The sequence below is a fragment of the Methanoculleus sediminis genome (assembly GCF_001017125.1).
In the GTDB taxonomy this organism is placed as follows: Archaea; Halobacteriota; Methanomicrobia; order Methanomicrobiales; family Methanoculleaceae; genus Methanoculleus; species Methanoculleus sediminis.
Genome location: NZ_JXOJ01000002.1, coordinates 105,597 through 129,555, shown reverse-complemented (window position 1 = coordinate 129,555; position 23,959 = coordinate 105,597). Strand labels below are relative to the sequence as shown.

Genomic DNA, 23,959 nt, shown 5'->3' with positions numbered 1-23,959 from the left:
TTACTCCTACTTTATCAGGATACTCTTCCCGTTCCTCATGACGTGGAGATCGTTTCCGAGCGTATACCCGATCTCCTCCGCGAACTTCGCGTAGCCGCCGGTCATCCCGATGTCGCCGTGCGACGGGATGACGTGCTGGGGGTTCAAGAGGTGGAGGAACTCGTAGTGGTCCTCCCGGTAGGCGTGGCCGGAGACGTGCAGCTCGTCGAAGATCCGCACGCCCGCCATCTTGGCGCGGGCCTCGACAAGGTAGCGCTGCCCGTAGTTCATCGGGTTCGGGATCACCTTCGCCGAGAAGAGGATCTTGTCGCCCTTCTCGAGCTTGTAAGGGGTATCCCCCATCACGATCCTCGTCAGGATGGCACCCGACTCTCCCTGGTGGCCGGTGACGATCGGGAGGAACTTGTCCTTCCCGGTCTTCATGATCCGCCTTAGCGTCCTGTCAACGGTCCGGCGGTTGCCGAACATCGAGAGGGACTCGGGGAACCCGACCAGTTTCAACTGTTCGGCCGCCGAGCTGTAGCGCTCCATCGAGCGCCCGAGCAGGACCGGTTTTCTGCCGATCTCGTGGGCGCACTCGGCGATGGTCTTCACACGGGAGATGTGCGACGAGAACGTCGAGACGAAAAGCGCGCTCTTGTCGTCCTCGTAACTGGTGATGGTGTCCCGGACCAGATCCCGTGCGATCTTCTCGCTCGGGCAGCGCCCGTTGTCGGCGATGTTGACGCTCTCCGTGATGAGGGCGATGACGCCCTCCTTCCCGATCTGCCGCAGCCGGGCGAAATCCGGCGGCTCACCGAGCACCGGCGTCCGGTCGAGTTTGAAGTCGTTTGCGTAGACGACCGCGCCACGCGGCGTGTGCAGGACCGGAAAGACGGTGTCGATGATCGAGTGCTGGGCACGCACGAACTCGAGCGTCAGGTGCGGGGAGATAGTGTAGCGCTGCCCGGCTTTCAGGGCGAAGAGCTTGTTGTTCACTCCGAACTTCTGTTCGCCCGCAATCTGCTGCCTGATCAGTTCCGAGGTGTAGGGCGTGCTGATGATCGGGGCATTGTAGCGGTGCGCCAGTTTCGGTATCGCGCCGATATGGTCAAGGTGTCCGTGCGAACAGACGATGGCCTTGACGCTCCCCTCGACCGCATTCATGATGGTGTCATCAGGAATGGCCTTCATCTCGATCAGGTCCAGGGAATGCATATTCTCGATATCAGCATCCTCGTGGATCATCACCTGGTCGAGCCTAAGACCCATATCAAAGATGACAATCTCTTTTCCGCAGCGGACGGCAGTCATATTTCTGCCGACTTCGTTATATCCGCCCACTGCTATGATCTCAATATCCATGTAGCCTCCTTGTAGAGATGTTTTTTCCGTTGTTAGTCGCTGTTTTCAATCATTTGCCGGGTCAGGCCGGTTATATACGTCCTGGCGTGCCGGAGATCCGCTATTGACCGGGATCCCGTCAGGAACATCGCCACGCGAAGTTCGCGGTGCATCGCCTCGACGGCCAGAGAGAGCGCATCATCGCTCTCCATGGCCGGTTTTAAGAGGGGGAGCGCCATGCCCCCGAGGTCCGCCCCGAGAGCAACGGCTTTCGCGATATCGATCCCCGACCGCAGTCCGCCCGTCGCGATGATCGGGCCTCCTGCCGTCCGCACCTCACGGAGGCTCACCACCGTCGGTATGCCCCACGAGAGGAATACCTCCCCGAGATCGGCGAGTTCGGAGCCGCTCGCCCGCAGGCGTTCTATCTTCGCCCACGACGTGCCTCCGTAGCCGCCGATATCGATGGCGCTTGCTCCCGCGCCCCGGATAACCCTTGCGGTCCCGGCCGATATGCCGGAACCCGTCTCCTTCACGATGACGGGGTAGGAGAACTCTTTGCAGAGGTCACGCAGCGCTTCGATGCACCCCTCTGCGTTGTGATCGCCTTCCGGCTGAATCGCTTCCTGAAGCGAATTGACGTGGATGGCGATCGCCTGTGCATCGATCATCTCGACAGCCCGCTCCGCCCACTCGATGCCGTGGTCGCGGAGCTGGATGATTCCCAGGTTCGCGCAGAGGAACGCATGTGGCGCTTCCTCCCGCACGACGGTGAAACTTCCCTCCAGTTCGGGCTTTTCCAGTGCCGCTCGCTGAGAACCGACACCCATGCCGAGGTTATACCGTTCGGCGGCACGTGCCAGCCGCCGGTTCACCTCGAGGGTATCCGGATGTCCTCCGGTCATCGCTGCAATGAAGAGGGGAGAGCCAAGCGCTCTGTCGAGGAACCGCGTCTTCGTCTCGATCGCGTCCATATCGCACTCGGGAAGGGCGTTATGAACTAGGCGCACGTCCTTAAATCCGGCATCGCCGGTCTCGACGGGCTGTTCGCAGCATATCTGCAGGTGATCCCGTTTTCTCGAGGACGTGGCGGTCTCTTTCTTCATGGTTTACTCCTTTGCGGTTATTGTTGTTCCGCCATGCCCGGTGTCGTCCAGGAACCGGCCGATCTTCGAGACATGGAAGATATGTGAATCGATGCCGGCATCGGCCAGTGCCAGAAGTTCTGCAAGTTTGCCCCGCATGCCCCCGGTCACGTCGGTGTTTCCCGATCCGCCGACATCGAGCGATTCTATCGTGCTCCGGTCGATGCGCGGGACGACCGCGCCGTTCTGCAGCACCCCGGTCACATCGGTTGCAAGGCCCACGCGCCGGCTCCCGAGAGCGGCGGCAAGGCGGGTCACGAGCTGGTCGCCCGAGACGATGCAGGAGCCCCGGAGACGGTCCATCACCACGTCGCCGTGCAGCACGGGCACAATGCCGTGTTCCGTCATTTCGGCGATGTGGCGGGTCTCGAACGAGACCAGACGTCCGTCTTCGGCAAGGCCGAGGTCGAGAGGGTGGATGCCGATCGCCTCGACCCCCGCGTCCCGCAGGGCGTCGACGACCGCCGCGTTCAGGCTCGAGACGGCGGTATGCGTCTCGTAGACCCCGGGGACGTTATCGTCCGTGAGGCCGTCGTTGATGCGGTAGCGGCGTGCCTCGGGATGCCCGCACGACCCCGCACCGTGGACGAGCACGAGAGCGGTCTCTCGGTGTGCGGCGAGTTCCTCCGCAATATCGCGCAGGCGGGCGTGATCGATGGCACATGCCCCCGACTTGTCGGTGATCACGCTCCCCCCCAGTTTCAGTACCACTCTCTCAGTCATGTTTCTCTTTTCTCGCGCCGTCCGTATCTATCGACGTGATGATTGCCCGTCCTTCGCAGGCCTCGATCGCCCCGGCAACCCGACTTTTCGCACGCCGCGGGCAGAGGGCGATGATGCACCCGCCGCCTCCGGCCCCCGTGATCTTCGCGCCGTAGGCGCCGCTTGCCCGTGCCGCAAGCACGAGTTTGCTGCTCACCGGGTGCCCCACGCCGAGCGCTTCCAGGAGGGCGTGGTTCATGTCCATATACTGCCCGAGTTCCTTCGGGTTGCCGATGTTATGGAGGGCTGCGAGCGTCAGAGCCCCGATGGCGTCCAGGATCGGGTTCGCGACTTCGGGGTGCTTCCGTTGCAGGGCTCCGACCAGTTCCACCATCTTCGCGGTGCTGTGCGGCACCAGGGTGTTCCCCACGACGACCTGCAGGTTCTCGGGCGGCAGTCTCCGCTTGGAGTTCCCGGTGATGAGCACCATGCCGCCGTTCGCACAGACGTAGGTGTCGGTGGGGCTTGCCCGCCCTTTCTGAACCTTCTTCTCGATGGCGAACGCCGTCTCGGCGATGTACTCCCGGGCGTGCCCGAGATTGAACTCATCGTTGATCGCAGAGAGCGTCGCCACCGTCACCGCGGCCGACGACCCGAGCCCCGACGAACTCTGGAGCTGGGAGTGGACGTAGACGCTGCCCCGGACACCCATCATCCTGAAACACTCGTCGATGTAGGGCGACTTCGGGCGGGTCGGGTTGCGGGTTTTCCTCACCGTGACGAAGACACGGGGTTTGATCGCCATCGCGACCCCCGGTTTTCCGTAGACCACTGCATGCTCGCCGAACAGGAATACCTTGCCCGGCGCGCTCCATGTTGCCAATCACACCACCGCTATCGCCGCATACCCCACTACCTGATTGTAATCCTCCGTCACATCGCCGCTTGTCGTATACCGCAAGAGTTCCCCTCTCGTCGCACCGAGCGACCGGCATGCGATGCACATGGTCGCGATCGGGCCGTAGCCGCAGACCGTGGCGCGTGTCTCCTGGAGCCGCCGGTAAAACTCGGGTATGTCCAGGTTTTTGAGCGCGTCGATCGCGTAGAGGTCCTGCCGCCGGGCCACCTCGTCCGGGACGTAATGGGAGAAGTCGCTCGAGGCGACGATCCGCACGTCCCGTTTCGTGTGCTCGATTGCCCGGAGCAGGTGCTCCGCGAGGTTTTCCGCCGCCTCGTAACTCTGTTCTCCCATGAGAACGGGTGCGGCCCTTGCTCTCGGGAACCGGTATTTTATGATCGGCATCTGCACCTCGATCGAGTGCTCGTTTTGGTGCGATGCTTCGTCTATCTCGATGTCCATCGCGTCGATGAACTCCGTATCGACATCGACGATCCCGAGCGGCGTCTCCCACGGTACGGCAGAGGCAGAGGTCATGTATCCACGGTGACTCGGGCCGATGACCAGAAACGTGCCGTCAAAATCAGGTGGTATGGTAGAGAATGCACAGGCTCCGGTCTCCCCCGAGTATACGTATCCTGCATGGGGGGAGACGATGCCCCGGGATTGGATCCCCGGGCTCCTCTTCCGGAAGAATGTCTCCAGCAGTTGCTCCAGATGCCTGGGCTCGGCAGGATAGAACATTCCCGCTACACTGCATGGGCGCATATCCATCAAGGTTGAGCTCTTGTGCTTCGGATCTTATAACTCTGTCTCAAAGTCTTCGGGCGTGAGCGACGTGGCCACGCCGCGCAGGCGGAGCAGTTCCTTTGTCAGGAGGTAGTAGATCACCGAGAGCGCTTTCCGCCCCTTGTTGTTCGTCGGGATGACCACATCGACGTACTTCGTCATGTTGTTGGTGTCGCAGAGCGCGACGATCGGGATGCCCGCCTGGACGGCCTCGTTGATCGCCTGGGAGTCGCCGATGGGATCGGTCACGACGACGACGTCGGGCTCGATGTACTTGTTCAGCCGCTGGTTGGTGAGCATCCCGGGGATGAAGCGGCCGATGACGGCCATGCCGCCGACGGCGTCGGCGAACTTCTTTGCCGGGTACTGGCCGTACTGCCGGGAGGTGACGACCAGGATCTTCGAAGGTTCGTACTGTGCGAGGAACTTCGCAGCAGTCTTGATCCGTTCGTCGGTCGCCTGGATGTCCAGGATATAGAGTCCGTCTCCGCGCACGCGGTAGATGAACTTCATCATGTCCTTGCTCTTCTGCTGGGTGCCGATGTGCACGCCTGCTGCGAGGTATTCCTCAACGGGTAGCAGCGGTTCTTTCAGTTCAATCTCAAGTTCGTTTCCTGTCAAATTAGATCAGCTCCTCTATGCGAATCAGTTCGTTCAGTTTGGCTATCCGTTCACCGCCGACCACGCCGGTCTTGAGGAAGATGCACCCGAACGCGGTTGCAAGGTGTGCTATCGTCGCGTCGGTCGTCTCCCCGGAACGGTGGCTCATGACGGTCTCCATACCGTTCTCCTGAGCGAGGCGTATCGCCTCGAAGGTGTCGGTGAGGGTCCCTATCTGGTTAGGTTTGATCAGAACGCAGTTTGCCGCGCTCATCTCGGTCCCCTTCGTGATCCGCTCGACGTTGGTCACGAAGAGGTCGTCGCCGCAGATCAGGCACCGGTCGCCGACCTGTTCGGTCAGGTCGGCAAACGCCTCGAAGTCCTCCTCGAAGAGGGGGTCTTCGATGTAGATGAGGTTGTAGCGGTCGACGAGATCCGCCATGTAGGCGATCTGGTCCTCCCGGCTCCGCGCCGCTTCCTTGTAGCGGTACTGCTCGCCGTTCCAGAGTTCGCTTGCCGCCACATCGATCCCCATCCTGACCTCGACGTTCGTCTCGTCGGAGACGGTGTTGATCGCGTCGGTGATGATCTCGAACGCCTCAATGTCTGATACGGCGGGTGCCCAGGCGCCTTCATCTCCTTTCCCGGAGAGTTTGCCCTGCTCCTGCAGCATCTTCTTCACGGTCTTGTGAACGGCAGCGTTCACGAAGACGCCTTCCGTCGCGCCACAAGCCCCGGTGGGAACCACCAGGAATTCCTGGATGGACGTGGCGTTGGGGGCGTGCGCGCCTCCGCCGATGACGTTGCCGAGCGGCAGGGGCGTATCGGCGGCAAATGTGCCGCCCAGGTAGCGGAAGAGTTCGAGATCGAGAGACGCCGCCGCCGCCTTTGCACATGCAAGCGAGAGCGCTACGGCGACGTTTGCGCCGATCGAGCTGAAGTCGGGTGTTCCGTCGTTCTCTCTGAGCAGTGCGTCGAACGTGATCTGATCACGGGTGTCTTCACCGATGAGCGATGGAATCAGGTTTTTCCGCGCGTCTTCAACAGCCTCGCGCGGCGGCCGCACCTTTGCTTCATAGGTTCCGGTGCTGGCACCACTGGGTGCCGCAGCCCGCCCAAAGCCGCAATCCGTGTAGATTTCAGCCTCGACGGTCTCGTTTCCGCGGCTATCCAGGATCGTTCTCAGGATAATCTGTTCGATGGTCGTCATCAGATCACTACTTTCTCTTCACCGTTATAGGGATCACGTCTCGATCGAACTCTTCAAGTGCGATCTCGAGCGGCTCTGTTTTTGGTGTTTTGACCAGAACAGGTGCACCCATCGAGATCTGGAGAGCACGAGCCCCTATAATTCGCGCCCGTTCATACCGGGTATATGATTCCATCGTGCAGCCTCAAAATCATTAATGATAAAATGGGGTCGCTGAGATTTGAACTCAGGTCACAGCATCCCGAACGCCATAGGATGGCCAGGCTACCCCACGACCCCTCATTGGTACGGATTCAGGTCCTCCACTACTTCCTTGTGCGTCAGCAGCATCCGCCTGCAACAGTAACGCTCCAGGCCGAGATCGTCGAGGATCCGTTTTGGATCCTCGCCTGCATCCCTCCGCTCCTTGAACTCCTTCCAGGCTGTAGAGACGACCTTACCGCATGTAAAACATCGTACGGGTATCATAATAATGGTCCAGCATCCCTTATATCTCTTTTGCTCACCGGTAGGACTTCTGGAACTTCGCCCGTGCGCCGGGGCCGTGCGGTTTCTTGGTCTCTTTCTGCCGCGAGTCGTTTACGAGCAGTGTCCGGTCGTATGCAAGGAATGCGTCCTTGATCTGGGGGTCGTTGTGCCACTCCACGATGCCGCGCGCGAGCGCCGTCCGAACCGCCTCGGCCTGCCCCATCGTACCGCCGCCGGAAACATCGATCGCCGCATCGACGCCGTCGAGCGCGTTCGGGACGAGCAGCAGCGGCTCGGCGATCTTCATGCGGATCAACTCGGTCCCGTAGATCTCCAGGGGGACGGAATTGATGCGGACCCGACCGCTGCCGGGCTTCAAGGTCGCGCGGGCGATTGCCGTCTTTCTCTTACCGCTTGAATTGATGATCTTTGCCATTTCATCACCTCATTTAGTATTTTGCTCCGAGGTTGTTGCTTATCGCCCCGATCGTCACGTATCTCGTGCTGCCCAGCCGGTCGACGTGGGCCGCTTCGAGCGTCTCCGTCTCCATCCCGTCGAACTCCATTGGAACGCCGACGTAGGTCTTGATCCGCTTGAATGCCGCGATACCGCGCTCGCGTTTGTACGGGAGCATCCCGCGGATGGTGCGCTTGACGATATGGTCGGGCCTGCGCGGGAAGAACGGGCCGCCCTCGCGGGATCCGCGCTCGCGCTTCGTGGTGTAGTTCGCGAGCACCTGCGCCCTGTTTCCGGAGACGATTGCTTTTTCCACGTTCACGATGGCGATCTCCTCACCGGCAAGCGCACGCTGCGCAACGATGCTGGCCATCCTTCCGAGCAGTAATCCGTCTGCGTCGATAACTGTAACCATTCGTCTCACCTGAGGATCCGTACCCTGCTCCCCTTCGGGTTGTCCCGAACGAGGTCCTCGATAGTCATGCACGTCCCGTTTGCGCCGGTGATCTTGCTCACCGCCGCCTCGGAGAAGTCCAGTGCGGCGATCTTCACCGGCAGGTTGAGCGCGCCGCTGCCGAGCACCTTGCCCGGCACCAGGATCGTCTCGTCCTCATTCGCGTACCGGTTGATCTTGCTGAGGTTCACCTCGGCGTAGTTCTTCCGGGGTGCATCCAGCCTCTTTGCAATCTCGCGCCAGATGTTCGCCTCATGTACGCGCGACGCATCTTTGAGCGTCACGATGAGGGCGGTCAGCCGGGGGTTCGATTTGTTCTCGGTTGTTTTCTTCATTCAGTCCCCTCTCCCGTTATCTCGTTCATCACGTCTACCAGGTCGTCTGATGATTTCTGGATGTATTGTAGCGCTCTCTCGATGATCTCGCGGACGGGTATCGAGCCGTCGCCTTCCACCACGAAGATGAATCTCTCCGCATCGGTGCCGATATGAATGGCCGGCTCGGTGCCGATGCCGCCGGCAAGGCATGCCCGTTCGCAGAGCCTGCAGAGGGAACAGAGTTCCTGCCGCTCTTCGATGACCCGGACTTTTCCCTGTGCCGTCTCAAGCACGTTCCTCGGGCACTCGTCGATACACATGCCGCACCCGTCGCACCGTTCATCGATGGCGATCACCGGGTAATTCTTGTAACCGCAGGCGGTCGTCGCCTGCCACTTGGCATGCTCTTTTCCGGTGCCGACGATTGCCTGCGCTTCGAGCACGACCTTCTGGTCCCGCGCGAGTTCGATGATGGGGATGCCCTCTTCCGCCGGTGCGGCGTCGGGATCCTGCGGAATCAGGTCGCTTGATCTGACGGTCTTCGGCCCCTCGACGGAGAGCGTATAGGTCGCAGTGCAGACCGGACATCCCGCGTCTTCGCAGGTGCACTCGCTGCGCGGCTTATAGCGCTTCAGGTCGGTCCGGAGCGGTATGAGCCCCAGGCGATGCGCCAGCATCTCATCGAAGAGAACGCTTGTATTGTCGTAGATGCGGACATCTTCGATGGCGAGCGTCGGCACTTCGCTGATCATCGCCCGCCGAAGCATATTGGCGAACGACGTTGAAACGCCGATCAGAGTGAATTTGGCGACTCTCTCGTCCAGTCGAGAAAACGCTATCTCCATTACACTCTCCTTCCTCTCCGGCCGCCCTTGCCGCGGATGCTGTCGTGAGGCACCGGGGTGACGTCTTCGATACGGCCGATCCTCATCCCCGCACGGGCAAGGGCGCGGATCGCTGCCTGGGCGCCGGGCCCCGGGCTCCGCTGTTTGCCCCGGCCGGGTGCGCGGACTTTCACGTGGACGCCGGTGATCCCTTTGTCCCGTGCGTTCTGCGCGACCTGGATTGCCATCTGCATGGCAGCGTACGGCGAGCTCTCGTTCCTGTCCTGCTTTACGACCATTCCGCCGCTGCTCTTGGTGACCGTCTCCGCTCCGGAGAGGTCGGTGACGGTGATGATGGTGTTGTTAAAGGAGGCAAAGATGTGCGCGATGCCCCATTTCTCTTCTGCCATGGTTTTATCTCACTCCTGCGCGGGCGATGCGGCTTCTCTCGGGGTGAACCTCGTTCGTGAGCGGAGAGGGGCCGTAGTAACTGATCTCGGCTTCTTCGGCTCTCTCGACCCGGTAACCCGGGATGGTCACGCGGCGGCCTTTAATCGCGATGTGGCCGTGGGTGATGAACTGGCGCGCCTGCTTGGGGGACCGTGCGAACCCTCTGCGGAGGACCAGCGTCTGAAGCCGGCGGTCGAGCTGCTGCTCGACTTTGAGCGCGAGGACGTCACCGACATCGGCGTTCTCGCCGACGAGACCGTAGCGGTGCAGGTGGTTGACGAGCTGGTCTCTCTTCTTCTGGTAGTCCTCCGTGCTGAGCCCGCCCGAGCGCAGAGCCACCAGTTCACGGGCGGCGGCGCGGTATTTCCGCAGCACGCTCTGGGCCTTCCAGAGTTCGCGCTTGTTCCGCAGGCCGTAATCGATGATGAGCCGCTTTTCGTCCTCAAGTCTGGTCTTCTCGAACCGCCGCTTGGGCGTCGCATACTGCTTGTGGTTTTTTCCCGGATATCCCATTCAATCACCGTTCAGTCTTTCTTCCTCTTGACGCCGACGGTCGTGCCGGTTCTTCCGGTGGACTTGGTGCGCTGGCCGCGAACCTTCTGCCCGGTCTCGTGCCTGATGCCGCGGTAACTCCGCATCTTCCTCATGCGGTTGACGTCGTCGTCGTTCATCATGGAGAGGTCCGTCCCGAGGAGGTGGCGGACTTCTCCGGTGTAGACGTCCTTAGGACGGTTGACCATCCAGTCGGGCACCTGTTCGGTATACGTGTCGACGGCGTTTGCGATCCGCTCGACCGAGCCGTCGTCGAGTTTGCCGAGGATGGCATGCGGGTCCACGCCGGCAAGGGCGGTGATGGTGCGCGACGTGTGCGGACCGATGCCCTTGATCCCGGTCAGTGCGATGTGCACTGCCTTGGTGCCGTCGAGATCAGTGTTCCTGACTCGAACAAAGTACTTTATCTCTTCTTCATCCATGTGATCGCCTCATCATCGACGTTGTCGGTGAAAGCGCTGAGGGAGGGATTTGAACCCTCGAGTCCCAGGGGGACACAGGTTTAGCAAACCTGCGCCATACCAGGCTTGGCTACCTCAACATAGAACTTCGCATCTTTCGACACTCGCAACACGCGATGTGTTGCTCCAGACACAGCATTCTATGACTTGTGCCTACTAATTTTGGTATGATGGCCTAATAATGGTTGTGGTGGTCAGGGTGACCGGCGAGCGCGCTCGATACCGCTCCCGATCAGCCCCGATGCGACGATGGGAAGCGCGATCGTGGCGTCGCAGAAGCACTGGACGCGCGGGCACGCGGGCGCTTCCTTGCCCCAGCTGATCGCCTCTTCAAACGTGCACCCGGAAAGCCCGCCCCAGTGGGGCGCGTCGGTGGTGTACTGGATGGCGTAGGCGTGCCCGCCGAGGTTCTGGTCGTGGATCGACGCGATGACCTGGGTCTGCTGGATGAAGTTCTTCGGGACGCCGCCGCCGACGTAGATGACGCCGGTCTTCTTCGCGTCCTCGACCATACGGGTGATCTCGTCGGTATCGGCGAGCTGGTCGACATCGACGTCGACCCCGCGCCGGCGGGCCATCACGAGGCCGATCCCGATCGACGAGTCGCAGAGGGCGGGGATGAAGATCGGGACGCCGTACTCGGCGCAGGTGGCGACGAGCGACCGTCCTTCCGGCTTCTGCTCGCGGAGCCAGTCCCCGAGGAGCCGGATGAACTCCCGTGACGAACCCCGGAACGGCGCTATGGTGTCGGCAAACCGGGCGATCTCCGCGTCGATGCTCCGGAACTCCTCTTCGTAGGCGAAGACGTCGTATATCCGGTCGATCCCTTCCGCAAAGAGCGCCTCGTCGTCGGCGTGGTGGTGGCCGAGGTAGTGCCGGACGCCGAGGTGCTCGCAGGTGTCGTGGAAGATGTTCGCGCCCGTCGAGACGATGACGTCGACGTAACGGTGTTTGACCAGTTCGATGAGCACGTTCTGCATACCTGCCGGGATCATCGCTCCCGACAGTCCCATGAATATCGTGCAGTCCGGATCCGAGACCATTCTGGTCCAGATGCCGAGCGACTCTCCGAGTTTTCTCCCCTGAAAGCCGGTCCTGCTCATGGACTCAAGGAGGGCCGTTACATCCCTGTTCGGTTTGACTGGCTGCGTTGGTTTCATGGAAATATCCTGTTATCCATTTCGGATTGTGGCGTATTAATGGTTGGTGCCGGTCCGGTGGAGCGGGGCGGATGGAGGTTTTGGGGCTGTCATTGTGGCGGGTCGGGGGCGCCCCCCTCTCCAAATGGCGATACCCCCACGATCCACTACACGGGGAGAATCCGGAGAAGAACCGTGCACGGCTTCTCACCGGCTATCGCCAGGCACTGCCCCCGCCCCTCGTGGGTGGGGGCAACAGGTGTTGATGATCTTACCTCTCACGTTCACCGGGATAATGACTCGTTTGAAATTATTCCCAGTGAGAATGATGCTTTACTACAGAATTCGCTGATATTGAACCGGGAGATAAACGATGAGCCATCTGAATCGAGTAGTGCATGCCTGACCGATAGTGGTTCTTGGTTCTACGAATGGGCTCATTTTGAACGGATAAATACTGGGAAATGGTATGATTACTGCATTGGTCAGATAACGCCACAACCCTATTGGATTACAAGCGGCAATGATCACTTTGATCTATACCAAGAAAGGGAATACTACTTGGATGGCGGTCAGGATGTTATCGAAGTCGTGATTAACTACAATGATAACCATGAGAGTGGAAATGTCATGCTATTTCCGGTAGTATATGACAACGGACAAGGTCCTATACCGATCGAGGAGTGGGAAAATCCGGGAGATGGAGTTCTTATTCTTCCAAAAACGACATTTCCACACGCATATGGGTATCATGTTGAAATATCTAACAATAGATATTACATAACGTTTGAAGATATGGATACTCTGCAGTGGTTCCCTTACTATGTGTATTATGACCAAAATGACTCGAGCGATACCTTTACAAGGGCAAGCGGGTCGAGCGAATTTCGTCTGGACAGTGCCGAACCGTTGGCCTGCCAGTTTCAAGCTTTCACGTACCCGGTGATTGACGAATGGGTGCGGGAAGATGCTGGTAACTGGAAGAAACCGCGTGAGGTATGGCAATATTTCCAACAGACGCCTGGTATGAGATATGTTCATATCAACTACTACTGGGGCGGAGCAAACAATCAGGAGCTCATAACAGAGTCTTATGCTGATACTCAATGGGCTTAAATTATATTTTCTTTTTTTTGAACAGGGCCTGATTCTGACACCGAATCTGAAAGGTCTTTCATGACAAACATTGGAGTTTGCCCTTACTGCTGATGACTCCGTGTAGAAGTCGTCCTAAAATTCCTCTGCCAAGAGGGAGTGTCCCCCTCTCGGGTCGAGGAGTATTGGGGCATCCTCTCCTGATCCCGCACGGTAATACCCAAACTTCTTCAACTTCTATAGCGAATATCCTTGTTTGAGGATTCTTCACCTTGAACCCTCTTTATGTGACAGTTCAACGAAGAGTGAATCTCCATCTTCGCGAATAGGAGATGCTTTAGTCCGCAAAGTTCTTTGTTCTTCTTAGCGCTGTAGAATACCCTATTGACTTGATAATGTGGCAGCACGTACTCGTACTTTTTCACATCGTGTCTGATGCATCTAAGTGATCGTCCCAAAAGGATTTACGAATCTTTGCTGTACCTCGGTCAGAAACACTATGTACAAAATTTCTGCTACCCGGGCCATAATAGAGGCTAGGCTTTTTGGGACATCCTCTAGGGTACCCAGGGTGCTGTTAATCAATCTATACAGGCCACATGCTGGATTTGGGTGACGTACAACTTTATCCGTGTGAAGTTCTAGATGGCTTCGGGAGACTATTTATCTTCTGAGATAATGTTGTTCCACCTGTTGGCACAACATGTTAACCAGGTGGATCTGGATGGCTTAACTATTGTGAGTCGCACTACCCGTAGTACATTAAGATATTATGGTATTGTCCGTGTTGGGCCTATGACGGTGCTGGTGTCAGTGATGTAGTCCATCACGACATATGCATTATCGATCTCAGCATAAGATCTGCTGAATGGTTCGCCAGTCCATGTCCACGAAGATTTATTCGGCATGCATCTATTTGCCTCCCGCAAAACGTATGCCTCCTGTGGCGGAGACGGTTTCAACACGACAAGTCCTATACACGTGTTTGAGGGGTTGTCTGTAATGACATTGCCGGTAGTAAACTTTGGTTGAGTATACATGGTGTCTGGTGGGTTTGTGAAGATAACGTCAGTTGTTGGAGCTACTGTAGGGAATATAGAGAGATTTGTGTCGTTTTGAGCCTCATTCGGGCCTGATATGCACCCGGCAGACAGTATAGTACTTACTGCAACTAGAAGCAGGATATATGAGCAGTATTTTTTCCTATTCATAAAGTCCACGGTTATTGTAAGCGCATATATACCTTCTGCCGTCCATGGGACGTACCCTGATTGGATCCCTTGAAGATCCAAAAGTGGTAGGTTTTTCACGTGGGAATGAAAGTTTAGCATCTGGACTGGGCACGAAAGCGCCTTTTTTTGTTGAAGTCTCTCATCCTGCTCTTTTGTGAGGTATTTCAAGACAGCCTCGGAAAAAGTTTTTGTGACATGCCTTCGGGTAGGGATGATCGCCAGCCTTGACCCCTTCCGTATAGGTCGCCAATTTCACTTGGCGATTCGTCTGACATCGATTGTGCTCTGTTCTTACCAGAACGTTGCAGGTCACACTTGGGTGTTCCTGCTCAGATTCTGTAAACCCTCGCATATCACCAGGTACTGCTTCCTGCCCATTGGCAATGGAGGAGGCCGGGGGCGGGTGTGGGGGGTGAGACGTCTAGAGTTTGCGAAGACTTCCAATCTTTGGTTGGGGGTTTGAATGTAGCACTTTACGGGGAACTGACCCGCAGCTCAGAGCGTACTCATCATGAATCCGCGCAAGGATAAGTCCGACCGAAAGAGGATTCCAACCTCACTCGGTGCGAACCACGCTTACCCAGTCAGCAGGGTCCCAACAAGCCCTCGGCAAGTCTATGCCTTCACATCAAACATCCCCGCGGCCGTCCCGCCGCCCGCAAAAAAAGTGTAGTAGTATCCGGCCGCTTCACAGGCCCTGGACGAGTGAGTTCCGGGTCACGACGCCCGTGATCCTGTTGTTCTGCCGGATCGGGACGGAACTGATGTTCTTCTTGAGCATCAGGTCGATGACGTCGGAGACGTCCGTGTCCGCGTCCACCGAGATGAGCGGCGTGGTCATGATATCCCGCACGAGGAGATTTCTGATCCGGTAGTCCTGGTGGGTCCCCTCCACGATATCCTTCAGCGCGTGAAGCGCCTTTGCGACGTCGGTCTCCGTGACGATGCCGAGGACGGCGTCCCCGTCCTCTACGATGAACCGGTCGATCTCGTGGTCGAGCATTCTGCGGCGGAGATGGACGGCGCGTTCCTCGCCCTGGATGGTGTGCGCCGGTTCCATGACGTCGAGGATGCCGCCCGCCGGGCGGAGCACCTTCAAGAGGTCGCCCGCCGTCACCTGCCCGATCAGGCGGTGCTCGGCATCAAAGACCACGACCAGCTTGTAGTGCTGGAGCAGCGGCACCAGAACGTCGATGCTCTGGTCGGGATACGCGGAGGTGAAGTTCTCTTCGACCGTGTTCGCGACATGAATGGATGTGGCCTTCAGCGCCTGGGTCTTCCTGCTCCCGAGCGTCTCGGCGATTGCCGCGCGAGACGTCGTTCCGATGACCGTGCCGTTGTTGGTCACGATAAGCGGATCGACGCCTTCGCCAAGCATCTTATCGAGCGCTTCGCTGACAAAGGCGGACTTCGCGATGGTGATCGGTTTCGCCATCACGTCTTTGACGAGTACTTGAAATCTGTCGCTCATTTTGCCACTTCCTTGATGATATCATCTCTCTTGAGCATACCGCGGATATCACCGTTCTCCACGACGACGAGGCTGTTGATCTGGTGCTCCAGCATCAGCCCGACGGCATCCTGGAGGGATGCATCGGGGGATACGGTAATGACCGGGCGGCTCATGATGTCTTCCGCAACTGCCGATACCTCGACGACGTATCTGAAGCGTTTCTGCCCCGCCGGCCCCTCTTTTCTGAGGTGAGTAACATCCTTTTTGGGCAGGTTCATCCGCTCGTCCAGATACTCGTAAAATGCGAGGTTACTCTCCGTAATTATGCCGGCAAGGCTTCCATTGTCGTTTACGACAATAAGTTTATCGTTTTTTCCCTTTATCGTGTCGATGATGTGGTCGAGCGAGTGATACCGGTTGACCGTGACTGCATCCTCCATGATCTCGTCGACCTTTGCGGTGAGCCCGCGGATATGGGCCGAACGCATCAGATCCAGTTTGGTGACGATGCCGCTCACCTTTCCTTCGTTGACCACGGGAATCCCGGAGATGTCCCGATCGAGCATGATGGCCGCGATATCGCGGATGCTGGTCTCCGGCGCGATCGTGATCGGCTCCGGTGCCATCAGGATGCTGACCGGAATCCGGTCGATCGGGCGCCGCCGCCACATCGGTTCCGTCTGCCTGAGCCGGTAAGCGATATCCTTCTTGGTGAGGATGCCCCGGAGTTCGTCTCCTTCCATGACGGGCAGCCTCGACACCCGGTGTTTGAGCATAAGGTTTCGCGCATAGGCGACGTTATCCCCCGGTGCAACGACGTACACCGGAGACGCCATCACGTCAATGGCACGCATCTTCGCATCACTCCTCAGAAAATGCTTTCACAAGGTCGTATTCCGTCACGAGGCCGACAAGGTGCGAGTCTTCTATGACCGGGAGCGCCCCGACACGCCGCCGGATCATCTCGAGAGCAATGTCGTGGATGTTCCGGTCGGGCGTGATGGTGTGAAGTTCCCCTGAAAGGAGGGACCGCACCGGCGCTCCCATGACCTCGGCGGAGTCCCCAGTCGTCAGTTGCTCGAAAGCCTTGCCCTTCCCGAGATAACTCATGATATCGGTGGCGGTAACGATCCCGCAGAGAACGTCGTCTGTAACGACCGGAAGGCGCCTGAACCGGCATCGCACCATCTCCCGGCAGACATTGCCGATCGAGGTGTCGGGGCTGGTGACGCGTACCGAAGGTTTCATAATATCCTCCGCCTTGCGGCCCGAGTGCTCGGTGGTGAGCACCTTCATCACGTCGCGCTCGGTCACGATACCCTTCAGTTCCCCGTCGGTGTCGGTGATGGGGATGCCGCCGATGTTTTTGTTGACGATGATCTCGACCGCGTCGGCGATGGCGCCGGTTACGGGCATGGTGACCAGGTGCGGGGTCATGATCTCGCGGAGCCCCTCGTTGATGGCCGCAAGGAAGTTCCCTCCGTGCTTCACCTGAACGAGGTTGAACTTGTCGCCGCCGCCCATGAAGTTGATGATGTCGCCGACGGTTACGATCCCCCGGAGATGGCGCGTCCCCGCGTCGACGACCGGCAGCCTGCGGAACCCTTCCCGGGTCATGATCCCGACTGCCTGGATGATCGTGGTCGTCTGCTGCGCCACGACGACATCTCTCGTGGCGATCGCCATGATCTCGCCTTCATACCCGGCGATCTTTGTCTTGAAATCGACCGGCCCGCGTTCGCGTCTGCCCGGCATCTTCAGGAGCCTGTCGGCCGGTTTTTTATCCGAGTTATTGGGGTTCGGTTGCATGATATCACTCCTCTGGAATCGTAGTATCCGGAACCGCTCTCAGGGCAACCGGCCGCTGAGAACGTCATGACGGTCGATAACGCCGACGAGCCGCTTTTTCTCGCCGATTACCGGGAGCATGCTGACGTCGTGTTCGACCATCAGCCGGCTCGCCGCTGCTATCGTGTCGTCCGGCGTCACCGAGATGACGGGCGTCGTCATCACCCGCTCGACGGTGGTGTCCGCCTGGTTCTTCACCGATATGCGGACGTTCCCGGCGCGCAGGAGATCCCGGCGGGAGACTATGCCGATAGTCTCTTTCTTCTGCACCACCGGAAACGCGGTAAATCCGCTCGCGATGATCAGGCTGTAGATGCGGTGTATGGGTTCGTCCGGTGTGCAGGTGACGGGCTCTCGCGACATGGCGTCCTCGACCCTGCCGGGGATGGTGCGACGGGAGATCAGGACGGGGAAGAGTTCGGAGAAGAGCACCCCTCCCTGGTATACACCGTCTTCGTTGACTACCGCAGCGCTGTTTGTGCGGGCATTCATTATAGCGACGCCTACCTCTGCAAGGGGGGTATCCCGGGAGACCCGGGCCGCCTCCCGGACGAACCCTTTGATCGTGACGTTCGATTTGGTGTCCATGACTCGCAGGACGTCGGAGATGTCGAGATACCCTCTCAGGCGGTTCTTTTCGTCCACGATGTAGAGTTCGCGAAAGACGTCGTCCCGGAGGATGCTCCGTGCTTTTGTGACGTAATCGTCGTAATGCAGGGTGGGAATCTCCACCATCAGGTCCGAGGCAACCTTCATAGCAACTGCTCCTCCTCCCGACAGGCGGGGCAGAGCATAAGGTTGTCGACCCTTGATAAGTCGTCGGAGATGTTCCCGCACCGGTCGCAGACACCCATGGCATACTCCTCTTCGCGGTTGATTTCTATGAGGTCCGCCAGCAGTTCGTTCACTTCGGCCGCGACGGTGAGGATGTCCCGAACAGTCACGATCCCGATGACCATCTGGTCTTCGACGACGGGGAGCCTGCGGACACGGTGCTTCACCATCATTGCCGCGGCATCCCCGACCAGCTTGTCGGCACCGATTGTGATCAGGGGCGTGCTCATGATCTCGCTGACGTGAATATCACCCGGCTTCAAGTCTTTAGCCACGACTTTGCAGTTGATATCCTCCTCCGTGACGATCCCGGTGGGCAGGTTGTTCTGCAGCACAATGCAACTGCCGACTTCATCGCGGCACATGATCTGCGCCGCCCGGGCGACAGTCTCACCAACATCGATGGTCGTCGGATGGCTCTGCATGACCTCCCTGACTGGTATGCGTGTCTCGAAGCGGATGGCATCGCTATTATTCATCATGGGATTCTCCTAATCTGGCCGCAATTAGAGCCAATTCTCCAGGTGCAAGTCTATCTAGGTTTCAACAGTATAAAAGAATTCTCTCACTCCGGGAATGTTGTTTGTCTTCAAAATGGAGAGAATGCGCCTGACGGAACATATAATTATATTTATTTGTGAGTGCCACAACTCACTTAAGTATAGGCAAATCGGCCTACCTGAGGGAGCTTAATGACATTCTTAGTTCGTACGAAAAGAAAGATCTCGGGGCTATTGAAGGCGCTCTTTAAGAAGCGGACCTGCCGCATCGGGATATACGGCCCTCCCAACGCCGGCAAGACGACGCTTGCGAACCGGATTGTGCGGGATTGGGTCGGCGATGCGGTCGGCCCGGTCAGCGAGGTACCTCACGAAACCCGGCGTGTCCGGCGCAAAGAGGATATCACCATCACGGGCCAGAACGGCAGTTCGATCACCATCGATATCGTCGATACGCCGGGCGTGACGACCAAGATCGACTACAACGAGTTCATCGAGTTCGGCATCGAGAAGGAGGAGGCGGTCAAGCGGGCACGGGAGGCGACCGAGGGTGTCGCCGAGGCGATGCACTGGCTCCGCGAGGATATCGACGGCGTCATCTACATGCTCGACTCCACGCTGGACCCGTTCCAGCAGGTGAACATCATGCTTGTCGGGATCATCGAGAGCCGGAAACTCCCGGTCCTGATCGTTGCAAACAAAAACGATCTTCCCGACGCGTCTCCCGCGCGGATCAAGAGTGCGTTTCCCCAGCACCCCGTGATTGCCATATCGGGTCTCGAAGGAAACAACGTGGAAGAGTTGTACGAGCAGATGACGTCATATTTCGGGTGATGGAGATGATACAGGGTGTACAAATCGACCTGATTTCCGCGGAACGTCTCGATCGTCTCACCGCGATGGAGAAGATCCGCCTGATCCTCGATGACGTTATGGAAGGAAACATCGTTATCCTGGAGAAGGGGCTCGCGCCGGACGAGCAGAGCAAGCTCATCGAGATCACGATGCGGGAGATCGCGCCGGACGGATTCTCCGGGATCGAGATGGAGACCTATCCGATCAGGGATGCCGGAAACGGGTTCCTGGCGAAACTTCTCGGGGGGAAACGCTCCGAGACCCGGTTGACCGTGATCGGGCCCGCCAACCAGCTCAAGACGCTCAAGAAGGAGAAGGATCTCATCAGCGCATGGGTCTCCTCGTCGAGATGAACGGGTATCAGAGGTGATTTATGCCTCACAAGTGTACACAATGCGGCAGAGAGTTCGAAGACGGTTCGACGAAGATACTGAAAGGATGCCCGAGCTGCGGCGGGAAGAAGTTTCTCTACATCCGTGAGGCCGAACGGCACGACGATGTGCTGAAGGAGAAGAGCATCGACGAGATCGCCCGGGAGACGGGCGAGGAAGTGCTCGAGGTCAAGCAGGGTCAACGGAAAAAAGAGGAGATCGAGGTCTTCGAACGTATCGAGAGCATCCGTATCCTCGGCCCGGGTTCGTACGAACTGAATATCGAGAAACTGGCCCGGTCGGACGAGGTCGTCGTCGGACTGGAAAAAGAAGGAAAATACGTTGTGGATATCCTCTCCATGGCCAAGAAGAAGAAGTGATACGAGATCTATTGGTTTTAATAGGGGAGCAAGCGCTGCCTTTGCAGCATTGCGCCCCCAACCGAAGATATAAATATCCTAAGAACCCTTTTGAGGTACAACACGTAATCCGACACTCAATGACACATGTCGGAGCGACGGTTTCCTGCATGAGAACATGAAACTCTCATGAACCCTTTGCGTAGATCGGATTTCATTCTCGATCTCTGCTCTCATGCACCTGTCCCCGACAGTTGGCGGATTGTATCCTGCACTGGAGAGTGTCGGCCGGGAGGTACTCCATGAACACGACATACGATATCCGAAACACGATCGGGAGCGCCAAAAACCCGATCTACGTCACATCGCTCGATTCGGTTCCCGGCATCGGTCCGGAGGAGCGCGCCCGCCTTGCGGAGGTGACCGATCTCTTCGCGTTCCGTGCGAACGACTACTACCTCTCGCTGATCGACTGGGATGACCCGGCCGACCCTATCCGTCGGCTGATCGTGCCGACCGTCGAGGAACTCGAACCCTGGGGGCATCTCGACCCGTCGTCGGAGCACCGGTATACCCGGGCTCCGGGGCTGCAGCATAAATATCGCGAAACCGCCCTCCTGCTCGTGAGCGACATCTGCGGCGGCCTCTGCCGCTACTGTTTCCGCAAGCGCCTCTTCATCGAGGAAGCGCGCGAGGTGAACAAGGACATCTCCGCGGGGCTTGCCTACATCCGGGATCACCCGGAGATCACGAACGTCCTTCTCACGGGGGGCGATCCCCTGGTTCTCGAGACCGGCCGGCTGCTCGATATCGTCCGGCAGATCCGGGAGATCGAGCACGTCGAGATCATCCGGATCGGCACGAAGATGCCTGCATACAATCCGTTCCGGATCATCAACGATCCTGCGCTGCTCGACATGATCCGGGACTACAGCATGGACGAGAAGCGGATCTACATCATGGCGCAGTTCAACCACCCGAGGGAACTGACCGATGCCGCATGCCGGGCGGTTGCTCTCCTGCAGGACGCCGGAGCGGTCGTGATGAACCAGACGCCCCTGATCCGCGGCATCAACGACGACCCGGAGGTGCTTGCCGCACTCTTCGACAAACTTTCGTTCATCGGCGCGAACCCTTACTACGTCTTCCAGTGCCGTCCGGCGATCGGCAACAGGACGTTCGCGGTGCCGGTGGAGGAGTCCTACCGGATATTCGAGCAGGCCCGCACGATCTGCTCGGGGCTTGCGAAGCGGGCCCGGTTCGTGATATCTCATGAGGCCGGGAAGATCGAGGTTCTCGGGAAGACGGACAGGTACACCTACTTCAAGTACAACCAGGCGGCAAATCCGGAGGATCTCGGGCGGTTCATGGTCTATAAGAGCAACCCGGAGGCCTACTGGTTCGACGACTACACGGAACTGGTGGATGAAGGAAGGGTGAGGGAGCCACAGGACCTGGCGTAGACAGGCTCTTGGGGCGACCCTGTTTCTTCCTACCGCCGTGCCCCGTCTCGCGAGATACCAATTTCCTGCTGTATTCGGGCGCAGCGATCCGATGGGAGTTATCTGCACCTCTTCCCCCCGGCGCCACCGTCAAACCTTTTCACTTCCGCCATCCCATGAATACTACAGCTATGCCGCAGGAGTCGGGAGTATCCCCCGGCAGGCCGTTCCTCTCTCCGGGATGCGTCCTCTGCCACCAGGGAGCAAAGATGGTCCTTTTCGTGACCGGCCGGTGTCGCCGCACCTGCTGGTACTGCCCGCTCTCGCGTGAGCGAAAAGGCCGGGACGTGGTGTTTGCAAACGAACGGCAGGTCTCGTCGCCGTCCGAAGCCATCGAGGTTGCGGAGAGCATGAGCGCTCTCGGGACCGGCGTCACCGGTGGCGAACCGCTGCTCGAGATCGACCGGGTGGTGGAGTACTGTCGCGCTCTCAAGGAGCACTTCGGCCCGGATCACCAGATCCACCTCTACACTGGCCTTGCGCCGGACGAAGCCGTGCTCCGGCGCCTGCAGGGGCTGGTCGACGAGCTCCGGCTGCACCCGCCCCATGAGGTCTGGCCCTCAATCACCGAGACCGACTTCGCCGAATCAGCCGTCCTCGCCCGGCGGATGGGCTTCCTCATCGGCATCGAGGTGCCGGCGCTCCCGGGAATCGAGGACCTTGCCGCCGCCCTCCCGCTCCTCGACTTCCTCAACATCAACGAGCTGGAGTGGGGCGAGACCTGCGCCGCCGCCATGCGCGAACGCGGGTTCGAACTCGACGACGGAATGCACAACGCCGTGAAGGGTGCCCGCCAGTGGGCGGAGAAACTCGCCGGCGACCCGAAAGTCCACTTCTGTTCGTCGGTCTTCAAGGACTCTGTCCAGTTACGGGAACGGTTAAAGCGGATCGCTGCCAATACTGCGCGTCCGTTCGAGGAGGTGACGGATGACGGAACCGTCGTATACGGGGTGCTCGAGCCGGAGGGTGCCGTCGAAGGGTTCCTGGAGGAGTTTGATGAAGATGAGTATGCAGTCTGTGAGGGGCGGATCGAGATGGCGTGGTGGGTGCTTGCCGAGCACGGTGCCGGGCTGCCGGGCAGGAAATACGTCGTCGAGCGTTACCCGAACGGCGGCATGGTGGTCGAGGTGACGCCGCTCTGATGTTGCGATCGGGAATTGAACCCCTCTACGAGCATTACCTGAAGTGGCAGGTGAAGCACATTCCCCGGCACGTCGCGGTGATCCAGGACGGGAACCGCCGGTATGCCCGGGAGCAGGGGCTCGATACGGCGATCGGCCACCGGCTCGGGGCGGATGCGACGGAGCAGGTTCTCGACTGGGCGTGCGAGCTCGGCGTGCAGCACATTACGCTCTACACCTTCTCCACCGAGAACTTCCGGAGAGACAGCGCCGAGCTTGAGTCGCTCTTTCTCCTCTTCCGGGAGAAGTTCGCCGCGATCCTCAAAGACGAACGGGTGCGCAGAAATCGCATTCGGGTGCAGATGATCGGCGATCGTTCCCTCCTCCCCGAGGACCTTCTCGCGACCATCGATGCGGCGGAGGAGGCGACCCGGGACTACGGCGACTACTTCATCAACATCGCGCTCGCCTACGGCGGCCGGAACGAGATCGTGCACGCCGCCCGGTCGCTCCTCGGGGAGGTCAGGCAGGGTGTCATCGACCCGGGGGCCATCGACCCCGCGACCGTCGAAGCCCACCTCAACCGGGGAGCGCCCATACCCCCCGTCGACCTGATCATCCGTACCGGCAACGATTACCGGACCTCGAACTTCCTCCCCTGGCTCGCGAACGGCCACGAGTCGGCCGTCTATTTCTGCGCCCCCTTCTGGCCGGCGTTCAGGAAGATCGACCTTCTGCGGGCGATGCGGGTCTACGACCAGCGCATGCGCCTGAAAGAGCGCGTGGCCCGGCGGGGCTGATTGGTAACTGTGTAATTGGGTTATTTGAGCCGATTTGAGGCAGGCTCCTGCCCCAGCGCCTGACGGCTTCTCAAGTTCCCTGCCCCTGGCGGGGCACGCATGGCCGGTTGCACCTGACGGTGCTCGAACTCCTTTCCCTGCGGGAACGTCGCTACTCGCACCTGACGGTGCTCGAACTCCTTTCCCTGCGGGAACGTCGC

General features: G+C 59.0%; 30 protein-coding genes and 2 tRNA genes. 7 read left to right on the top strand and 25 right to left on the bottom strand.

Going from position 1 to position 23,959, the window contains the following annotated elements; translation table 11 throughout:
* Positions 1–6 precede the first annotated feature (6 nt).
* From SZ63_RS03465 to SZ63_RS03380, 19 genes are all read right to left on the bottom strand, one after another.
* Positions 7–1,344 carry an RNase J family beta-CASP ribonuclease gene (locus tag SZ63_RS03465; protein ID WP_048181256.1) on the bottom strand — a complete coding sequence of 446 codons (1,338 nt, stop codon included), beginning with the start codon at positions 1,342–1,344 and terminating at the stop codon, positions 7–9.
* 32 nt (positions 1,345–1,376) lie between these two features.
* Positions 1,377–2,429, bottom strand: a complete 1,053-nt coding sequence (gene fni / locus SZ63_RS03460; protein ID WP_048181252.1) for a type 2 isopentenyl-diphosphate Delta-isomerase — start codon at positions 2,427–2,429, stop codon at positions 1,377–1,379.
* Between the two features lie 3 nt (positions 2,430–2,432).
* Positions 2,433–3,191: an isopentenyl phosphate kinase gene (locus tag SZ63_RS03455; protein WP_048181249.1), complete on the bottom strand. Its 759-nt coding sequence runs from the start codon at positions 3,189–3,191 to the stop codon at positions 2,433–2,435.
* Positions 3,184–4,053, bottom strand: a complete 870-nt coding sequence (mvk, locus tag SZ63_RS03450) for a mevalonate kinase (RefSeq protein WP_048181246.1) — start codon at positions 4,051–4,053, stop codon at positions 3,184–3,186. Before mvk ends, SZ63_RS03455 begins: the two co-directional genes overlap by 8 nt.
* Positions 4,054–4,842 carry an AmmeMemoRadiSam system protein B gene (amrB, locus tag SZ63_RS03445; RefSeq protein ID WP_048181243.1) on the bottom strand — a complete coding sequence of 263 codons (789 nt, stop codon included), beginning with the start codon at positions 4,840–4,842 and terminating at the stop codon, positions 4,054–4,056. It lies immediately after the preceding gene.
* A 27-nt stretch (positions 4,843–4,869) separates the two neighbouring features.
* Positions 4,870–5,478 (bottom strand): 30S ribosomal protein S2, encoded by a 609-nt coding sequence (rpsB, locus tag SZ63_RS03440; RefSeq protein WP_082122633.1) that lies wholly within the window; start codon positions 5,476–5,478, stop codon positions 4,870–4,872.
* Position 5,479: 1 nt separating this feature from the next.
* The gene (gene eno, locus SZ63_RS03435) at positions 5,480–6,667 is read right to left on the bottom strand and encodes a phosphopyruvate hydratase (protein WP_048181240.1); all 1,188 of its coding nucleotides are present in this window, start codon (positions 6,665–6,667) and stop codon (positions 5,480–5,482) included.
* Positions 6,668–6,674: 7 nt separating this feature from the next.
* A complete protein-coding gene (locus SZ63_RS12605; RefSeq protein WP_082122632.1) occupies positions 6,675–6,842 on the bottom strand; it encodes a DNA-directed RNA polymerase subunit K in 168 nt (55 codons plus the stop codon).
* 30 nt (positions 6,843–6,872) lie between these two features.
* Positions 6,873–6,946 (bottom strand) — tRNA-Pro (locus tag SZ63_RS03430).
* Positions 6,947–7,135 (bottom strand): DNA-directed RNA polymerase subunit N, encoded by a 189-nt coding sequence (locus SZ63_RS03425; RefSeq protein ID WP_048181237.1) that lies wholly within the window; start codon positions 7,133–7,135, stop codon positions 6,947–6,949. It lies immediately after the preceding tRNA gene.
* A 34-nt stretch (positions 7,136–7,169) separates the two neighbouring features.
* Positions 7,170–7,571 carry a 30S ribosomal protein S9 gene (locus SZ63_RS03420; protein WP_048181234.1) on the bottom strand — a complete coding sequence of 134 codons (402 nt, stop codon included), beginning with the start codon at positions 7,569–7,571 and terminating at the stop codon, positions 7,170–7,172.
* Positions 7,572–7,584: 13 nt separating this feature from the next.
* Entirely contained in the window at positions 7,585–8,007 is a 423-nt protein-coding gene (locus SZ63_RS03415; RefSeq protein ID WP_048181231.1) for a 50S ribosomal protein L13, read from the bottom strand.
* Between the two features lie 5 nt (positions 8,008–8,012).
* Positions 8,013–8,381, bottom strand: a complete 369-nt coding sequence (locus SZ63_RS03410; protein WP_048181228.1) for a 50S ribosomal protein L18e — start codon at positions 8,379–8,381, stop codon at positions 8,013–8,015.
* Positions 8,378–9,208, bottom strand: coding sequence for a DNA-directed RNA polymerase subunit D (locus SZ63_RS03405; protein WP_048181225.1), 831 nt, complete (start codon positions 9,206–9,208; stop codon positions 8,378–8,380). Before SZ63_RS03405 ends, SZ63_RS03410 begins: the two co-directional genes overlap by 4 nt.
* Complete coding sequence (locus SZ63_RS03400; protein ID WP_011844637.1) at positions 9,208–9,597, bottom strand: 30S ribosomal protein S11; 390 nt, start codon at positions 9,595–9,597, stop codon at positions 9,208–9,210. Before SZ63_RS03400 ends, SZ63_RS03405 begins: the two co-directional genes overlap by 1 nt.
* A gap of 4 nt (positions 9,598–9,601) precedes the next feature.
* Complete coding sequence (locus SZ63_RS03395) at positions 9,602–10,150, bottom strand: 30S ribosomal protein S4 (protein WP_048181220.1); 549 nt, start codon at positions 10,148–10,150, stop codon at positions 9,602–9,604.
* A gap of 11 nt (positions 10,151–10,161) precedes the next feature.
* The gene (locus SZ63_RS03390) at positions 10,162–10,611 is read right to left on the bottom strand and encodes a 30S ribosomal protein S13 (protein WP_048181217.1); all 450 of its coding nucleotides are present in this window, start codon (positions 10,609–10,611) and stop codon (positions 10,162–10,164) included.
* Positions 10,612–10,645: 34 nt separating this feature from the next.
* Positions 10,646–10,730: transfer RNA gene (locus tag SZ63_RS03385), tRNA-Ser, on the bottom strand.
* 114 nt (positions 10,731–10,844) lie between these two features.
* Entirely contained in the window at positions 10,845–11,810 is a 966-nt protein-coding gene (locus SZ63_RS03380; protein ID WP_048181214.1) for a deoxyhypusine synthase, read from the bottom strand.
* Positions 11,811–11,849: 39 nt separating this feature from the next.
* Here SZ63_RS03380 and SZ63_RS12880 point away from each other — a divergent pair, with 39 nt between their 5' ends.
* Positions 11,850–12,905: a hypothetical protein gene (locus SZ63_RS12880; RefSeq protein ID WP_156168349.1), complete on the top strand. Its 1,056-nt coding sequence runs from the start codon at positions 11,850–11,852 to the stop codon at positions 12,903–12,905.
* 749 nt (positions 12,906–13,654) lie between these two features.
* On the opposite strand, the gene SZ63_RS12875 is transcribed toward SZ63_RS12880, so the two are convergent.
* From SZ63_RS12875 to SZ63_RS03350, 6 genes are all read right to left on the bottom strand, one after another.
* Positions 13,655–14,284: a hypothetical protein gene (locus tag SZ63_RS12875; RefSeq protein ID WP_156168347.1), complete on the bottom strand. Its 630-nt coding sequence runs from the start codon at positions 14,282–14,284 to the stop codon at positions 13,655–13,657.
* A 520-nt stretch (positions 14,285–14,804) separates the two neighbouring features.
* On the bottom strand, positions 14,805–15,587 hold the full coding sequence (locus SZ63_RS03370; RefSeq protein WP_048181207.1) for a CBS domain-containing protein: 783 nt from the start codon (positions 15,585–15,587) through the stop codon (positions 14,805–14,807).
* Complete coding sequence (locus SZ63_RS03365; protein WP_048181203.1) at positions 15,584–16,423, bottom strand: CBS domain-containing protein; 840 nt, start codon at positions 16,421–16,423, stop codon at positions 15,584–15,586. The genes SZ63_RS03370 and SZ63_RS03365 overlap by 4 nt, the downstream gene beginning before the upstream one ends.
* 7 nt (positions 16,424–16,430) lie before the next feature.
* Positions 16,431–17,378 carry a CBS domain-containing protein gene (locus SZ63_RS03360; RefSeq protein WP_048181199.1) on the bottom strand — a complete coding sequence of 316 codons (948 nt, stop codon included), beginning with the start codon at positions 17,376–17,378 and terminating at the stop codon, positions 16,431–16,433.
* Between the two features lie 39 nt (positions 17,379–17,417).
* Complete coding sequence (locus tag SZ63_RS03355) at positions 17,418–18,173, bottom strand: CBS domain-containing protein (RefSeq protein WP_048181196.1); 756 nt, start codon at positions 18,171–18,173, stop codon at positions 17,418–17,420.
* The gene (locus SZ63_RS03350; RefSeq protein WP_048181194.1) at positions 18,170–18,733 is read right to left on the bottom strand and encodes a CBS domain-containing protein; all 564 of its coding nucleotides are present in this window, start codon (positions 18,731–18,733) and stop codon (positions 18,170–18,172) included. Before SZ63_RS03350 ends, SZ63_RS03355 begins: the two co-directional genes overlap by 4 nt.
* A 210-nt stretch (positions 18,734–18,943) precedes the next feature.
* Here SZ63_RS03350 and SZ63_RS03345 point away from each other — a divergent pair, with 210 nt between their 5' ends.
* From SZ63_RS03345 to uppS, 6 genes are all read left to right on the top strand, one after another.
* Positions 18,944–19,585 carry an Era-like GTP-binding protein gene (locus SZ63_RS03345; RefSeq protein ID WP_048181192.1) on the top strand — a complete coding sequence of 214 codons (642 nt, stop codon included), beginning with the start codon at positions 18,944–18,946 and terminating at the stop codon, positions 19,583–19,585.
* A gap of 5 nt (positions 19,586–19,590) precedes the next feature.
* Positions 19,591–19,959, top strand: coding sequence for a DUF2073 domain-containing protein (locus SZ63_RS03340; RefSeq protein ID WP_048183498.1), 369 nt, complete (start codon positions 19,591–19,593; stop codon positions 19,957–19,959).
* Between the two features lie 20 nt (positions 19,960–19,979).
* Positions 19,980–20,357, top strand: coding sequence for a Zn-ribbon domain-containing protein (locus SZ63_RS03335; protein WP_048181189.1), 378 nt, complete (start codon positions 19,980–19,982; stop codon positions 20,355–20,357).
* Between the two features lie 281 nt (positions 20,358–20,638).
* Positions 20,639–21,799: a KamA family radical SAM protein gene (locus SZ63_RS03330; RefSeq protein ID WP_048181185.1), complete on the top strand. Its 1,161-nt coding sequence runs from the start codon at positions 20,639–20,641 to the stop codon at positions 21,797–21,799.
* A 155-nt stretch (positions 21,800–21,954) separates the two neighbouring features.
* Positions 21,955–22,980 carry a radical SAM protein gene (locus tag SZ63_RS03325; protein WP_048181182.1) on the top strand — a complete coding sequence of 342 codons (1,026 nt, stop codon included), beginning with the start codon at positions 21,955–21,957 and terminating at the stop codon, positions 22,978–22,980.
* Positions 22,980–23,759: a polyprenyl diphosphate synthase gene (gene uppS, locus SZ63_RS03320; protein ID WP_048181179.1), complete on the top strand. Its 780-nt coding sequence runs from the start codon at positions 22,980–22,982 to the stop codon at positions 23,757–23,759. The genes SZ63_RS03325 and uppS overlap by 1 nt, the downstream gene beginning before the upstream one ends.
* Positions 23,760–23,959 lie beyond the last annotated feature (200 nt).

Bases quoted from the DNA above. Each gene is read 5' to 3' on its own strand.
- SZ63_RS03465 (WP_048181256.1), bottom strand. From the start codon at position 1,344: ATGGATATTGAGATCATAGCAGTGGGCGGATATAACGAAGTCGGCAGA.
- fni (WP_048181252.1), bottom strand. From the start codon at position 2,429: ATGAAGAAAGAGACCGCCACGTCCTCGAGAAAACGGGATCACCTGCAG.
- SZ63_RS03455 (WP_048181249.1), bottom strand. From the start codon at position 3,191: ATGACTGAGAGAGTGGTACTGAAACTGGGGGGGAGCGTGATCACCGAC.
- amrB (WP_048181243.1), bottom strand. From the start codon at position 4,842: ATGGATATGCGCCCATGCAGTGTAGCGGGAATGTTCTATCCTGCCGAG.
- eno (WP_048181240.1), bottom strand. From the start codon at position 6,667: ATGACGACCATCGAACAGATTATCCTGAGAACGATCCTGGATAGCCGC.
- SZ63_RS12605 (WP_082122632.1), bottom strand. From the start codon at position 6,842: ATGGAATCATATACCCGGTATGAACGGGCGCGAATTATAGGGGCTCGT.
- SZ63_RS03425 (WP_048181237.1), bottom strand. From the start codon at position 7,135: ATGATACCCGTACGATGTTTTACATGCGGTAAGGTCGTCTCTACAGCC.
- SZ63_RS03420 (WP_048181234.1), bottom strand. From the start codon at position 7,571: ATGGCAAAGATCATCAATTCAAGCGGTAAGAGAAAGACGGCAATCGCC.
- SZ63_RS03415 (WP_048181231.1), bottom strand. From the start codon at position 8,007: ATGGTTACAGTTATCGACGCAGACGGATTACTGCTCGGAAGGATGGCC.
- SZ63_RS03410 (WP_048181228.1), bottom strand. From the start codon at position 8,381: ATGAAGAAAACAACCGAGAACAAATCGAACCCCCGGCTGACCGCCCTC.
- SZ63_RS03405 (WP_048181225.1), bottom strand. From the start codon at position 9,208: ATGGAGATAGCGTTTTCTCGACTGGACGAGAGAGTCGCCAAATTCACT.
- SZ63_RS03400 (WP_011844637.1), bottom strand. From the start codon at position 9,597: ATGGCAGAAGAGAAATGGGGCATCGCGCACATCTTTGCCTCCTTTAAC.
- SZ63_RS03395 (WP_048181220.1), bottom strand. From the start codon at position 10,150: ATGGGATATCCGGGAAAAAACCACAAGCAGTATGCGACGCCCAAGCGG.
- SZ63_RS03390 (WP_048181217.1), bottom strand. From the start codon at position 10,611: ATGGATGAAGAAGAGATAAAGTACTTTGTTCGAGTCAGGAACACTGAT.
- SZ63_RS03380 (WP_048181214.1), bottom strand. From the start codon at position 11,810: ATGAAACCAACGCAGCCAGTCAAACCGAACAGGGATGTAACGGCCCTC.
- SZ63_RS12880 (WP_156168349.1), top strand. From the start codon at position 11,850: ATGGTTGGTGCCGGTCCGGTGGAGCGGGGCGGATGGAGGTTTTGGGGC.
- SZ63_RS03370 (WP_048181207.1), bottom strand. From the start codon at position 15,587: ATGAGCGACAGATTTCAAGTACTCGTCAAAGACGTGATGGCGAAACCG.
- SZ63_RS03365 (WP_048181203.1), bottom strand. From the start codon at position 16,423: ATGCGTGCCATTGACGTGATGGCGTCTCCGGTGTACGTCGTTGCACCG.
- SZ63_RS03360 (WP_048181199.1), bottom strand. From the start codon at position 17,378: ATGCAACCGAACCCCAATAACTCGGATAAAAAACCGGCCGACAGGCTC.
- SZ63_RS03355 (WP_048181196.1), bottom strand. From the start codon at position 18,173: ATGAAGGTTGCCTCGGACCTGATGGTGGAGATTCCCACCCTGCATTAC.
- SZ63_RS03350 (WP_048181194.1), bottom strand. From the start codon at position 18,733: ATGATGAATAATAGCGATGCCATCCGCTTCGAGACACGCATACCAGTC.
- SZ63_RS03345 (WP_048181192.1), top strand. From the start codon at position 18,944: ATGACATTCTTAGTTCGTACGAAAAGAAAGATCTCGGGGCTATTGAAG.
- SZ63_RS03340 (WP_048183498.1), top strand. From the start codon at position 19,591: ATGATACAGGGTGTACAAATCGACCTGATTTCCGCGGAACGTCTCGAT.
- SZ63_RS03335 (WP_048181189.1), top strand. From the start codon at position 19,980: ATGCCTCACAAGTGTACACAATGCGGCAGAGAGTTCGAAGACGGTTCG.
- SZ63_RS03330 (WP_048181185.1), top strand. From the start codon at position 20,639: ATGAACACGACATACGATATCCGAAACACGATCGGGAGCGCCAAAAAC.
- SZ63_RS03325 (WP_048181182.1), top strand. From the start codon at position 21,955: ATGAATACTACAGCTATGCCGCAGGAGTCGGGAGTATCCCCCGGCAGG.
- uppS (WP_048181179.1), top strand. From the start codon at position 22,980: ATGTTGCGATCGGGAATTGAACCCCTCTACGAGCATTACCTGAAGTGG.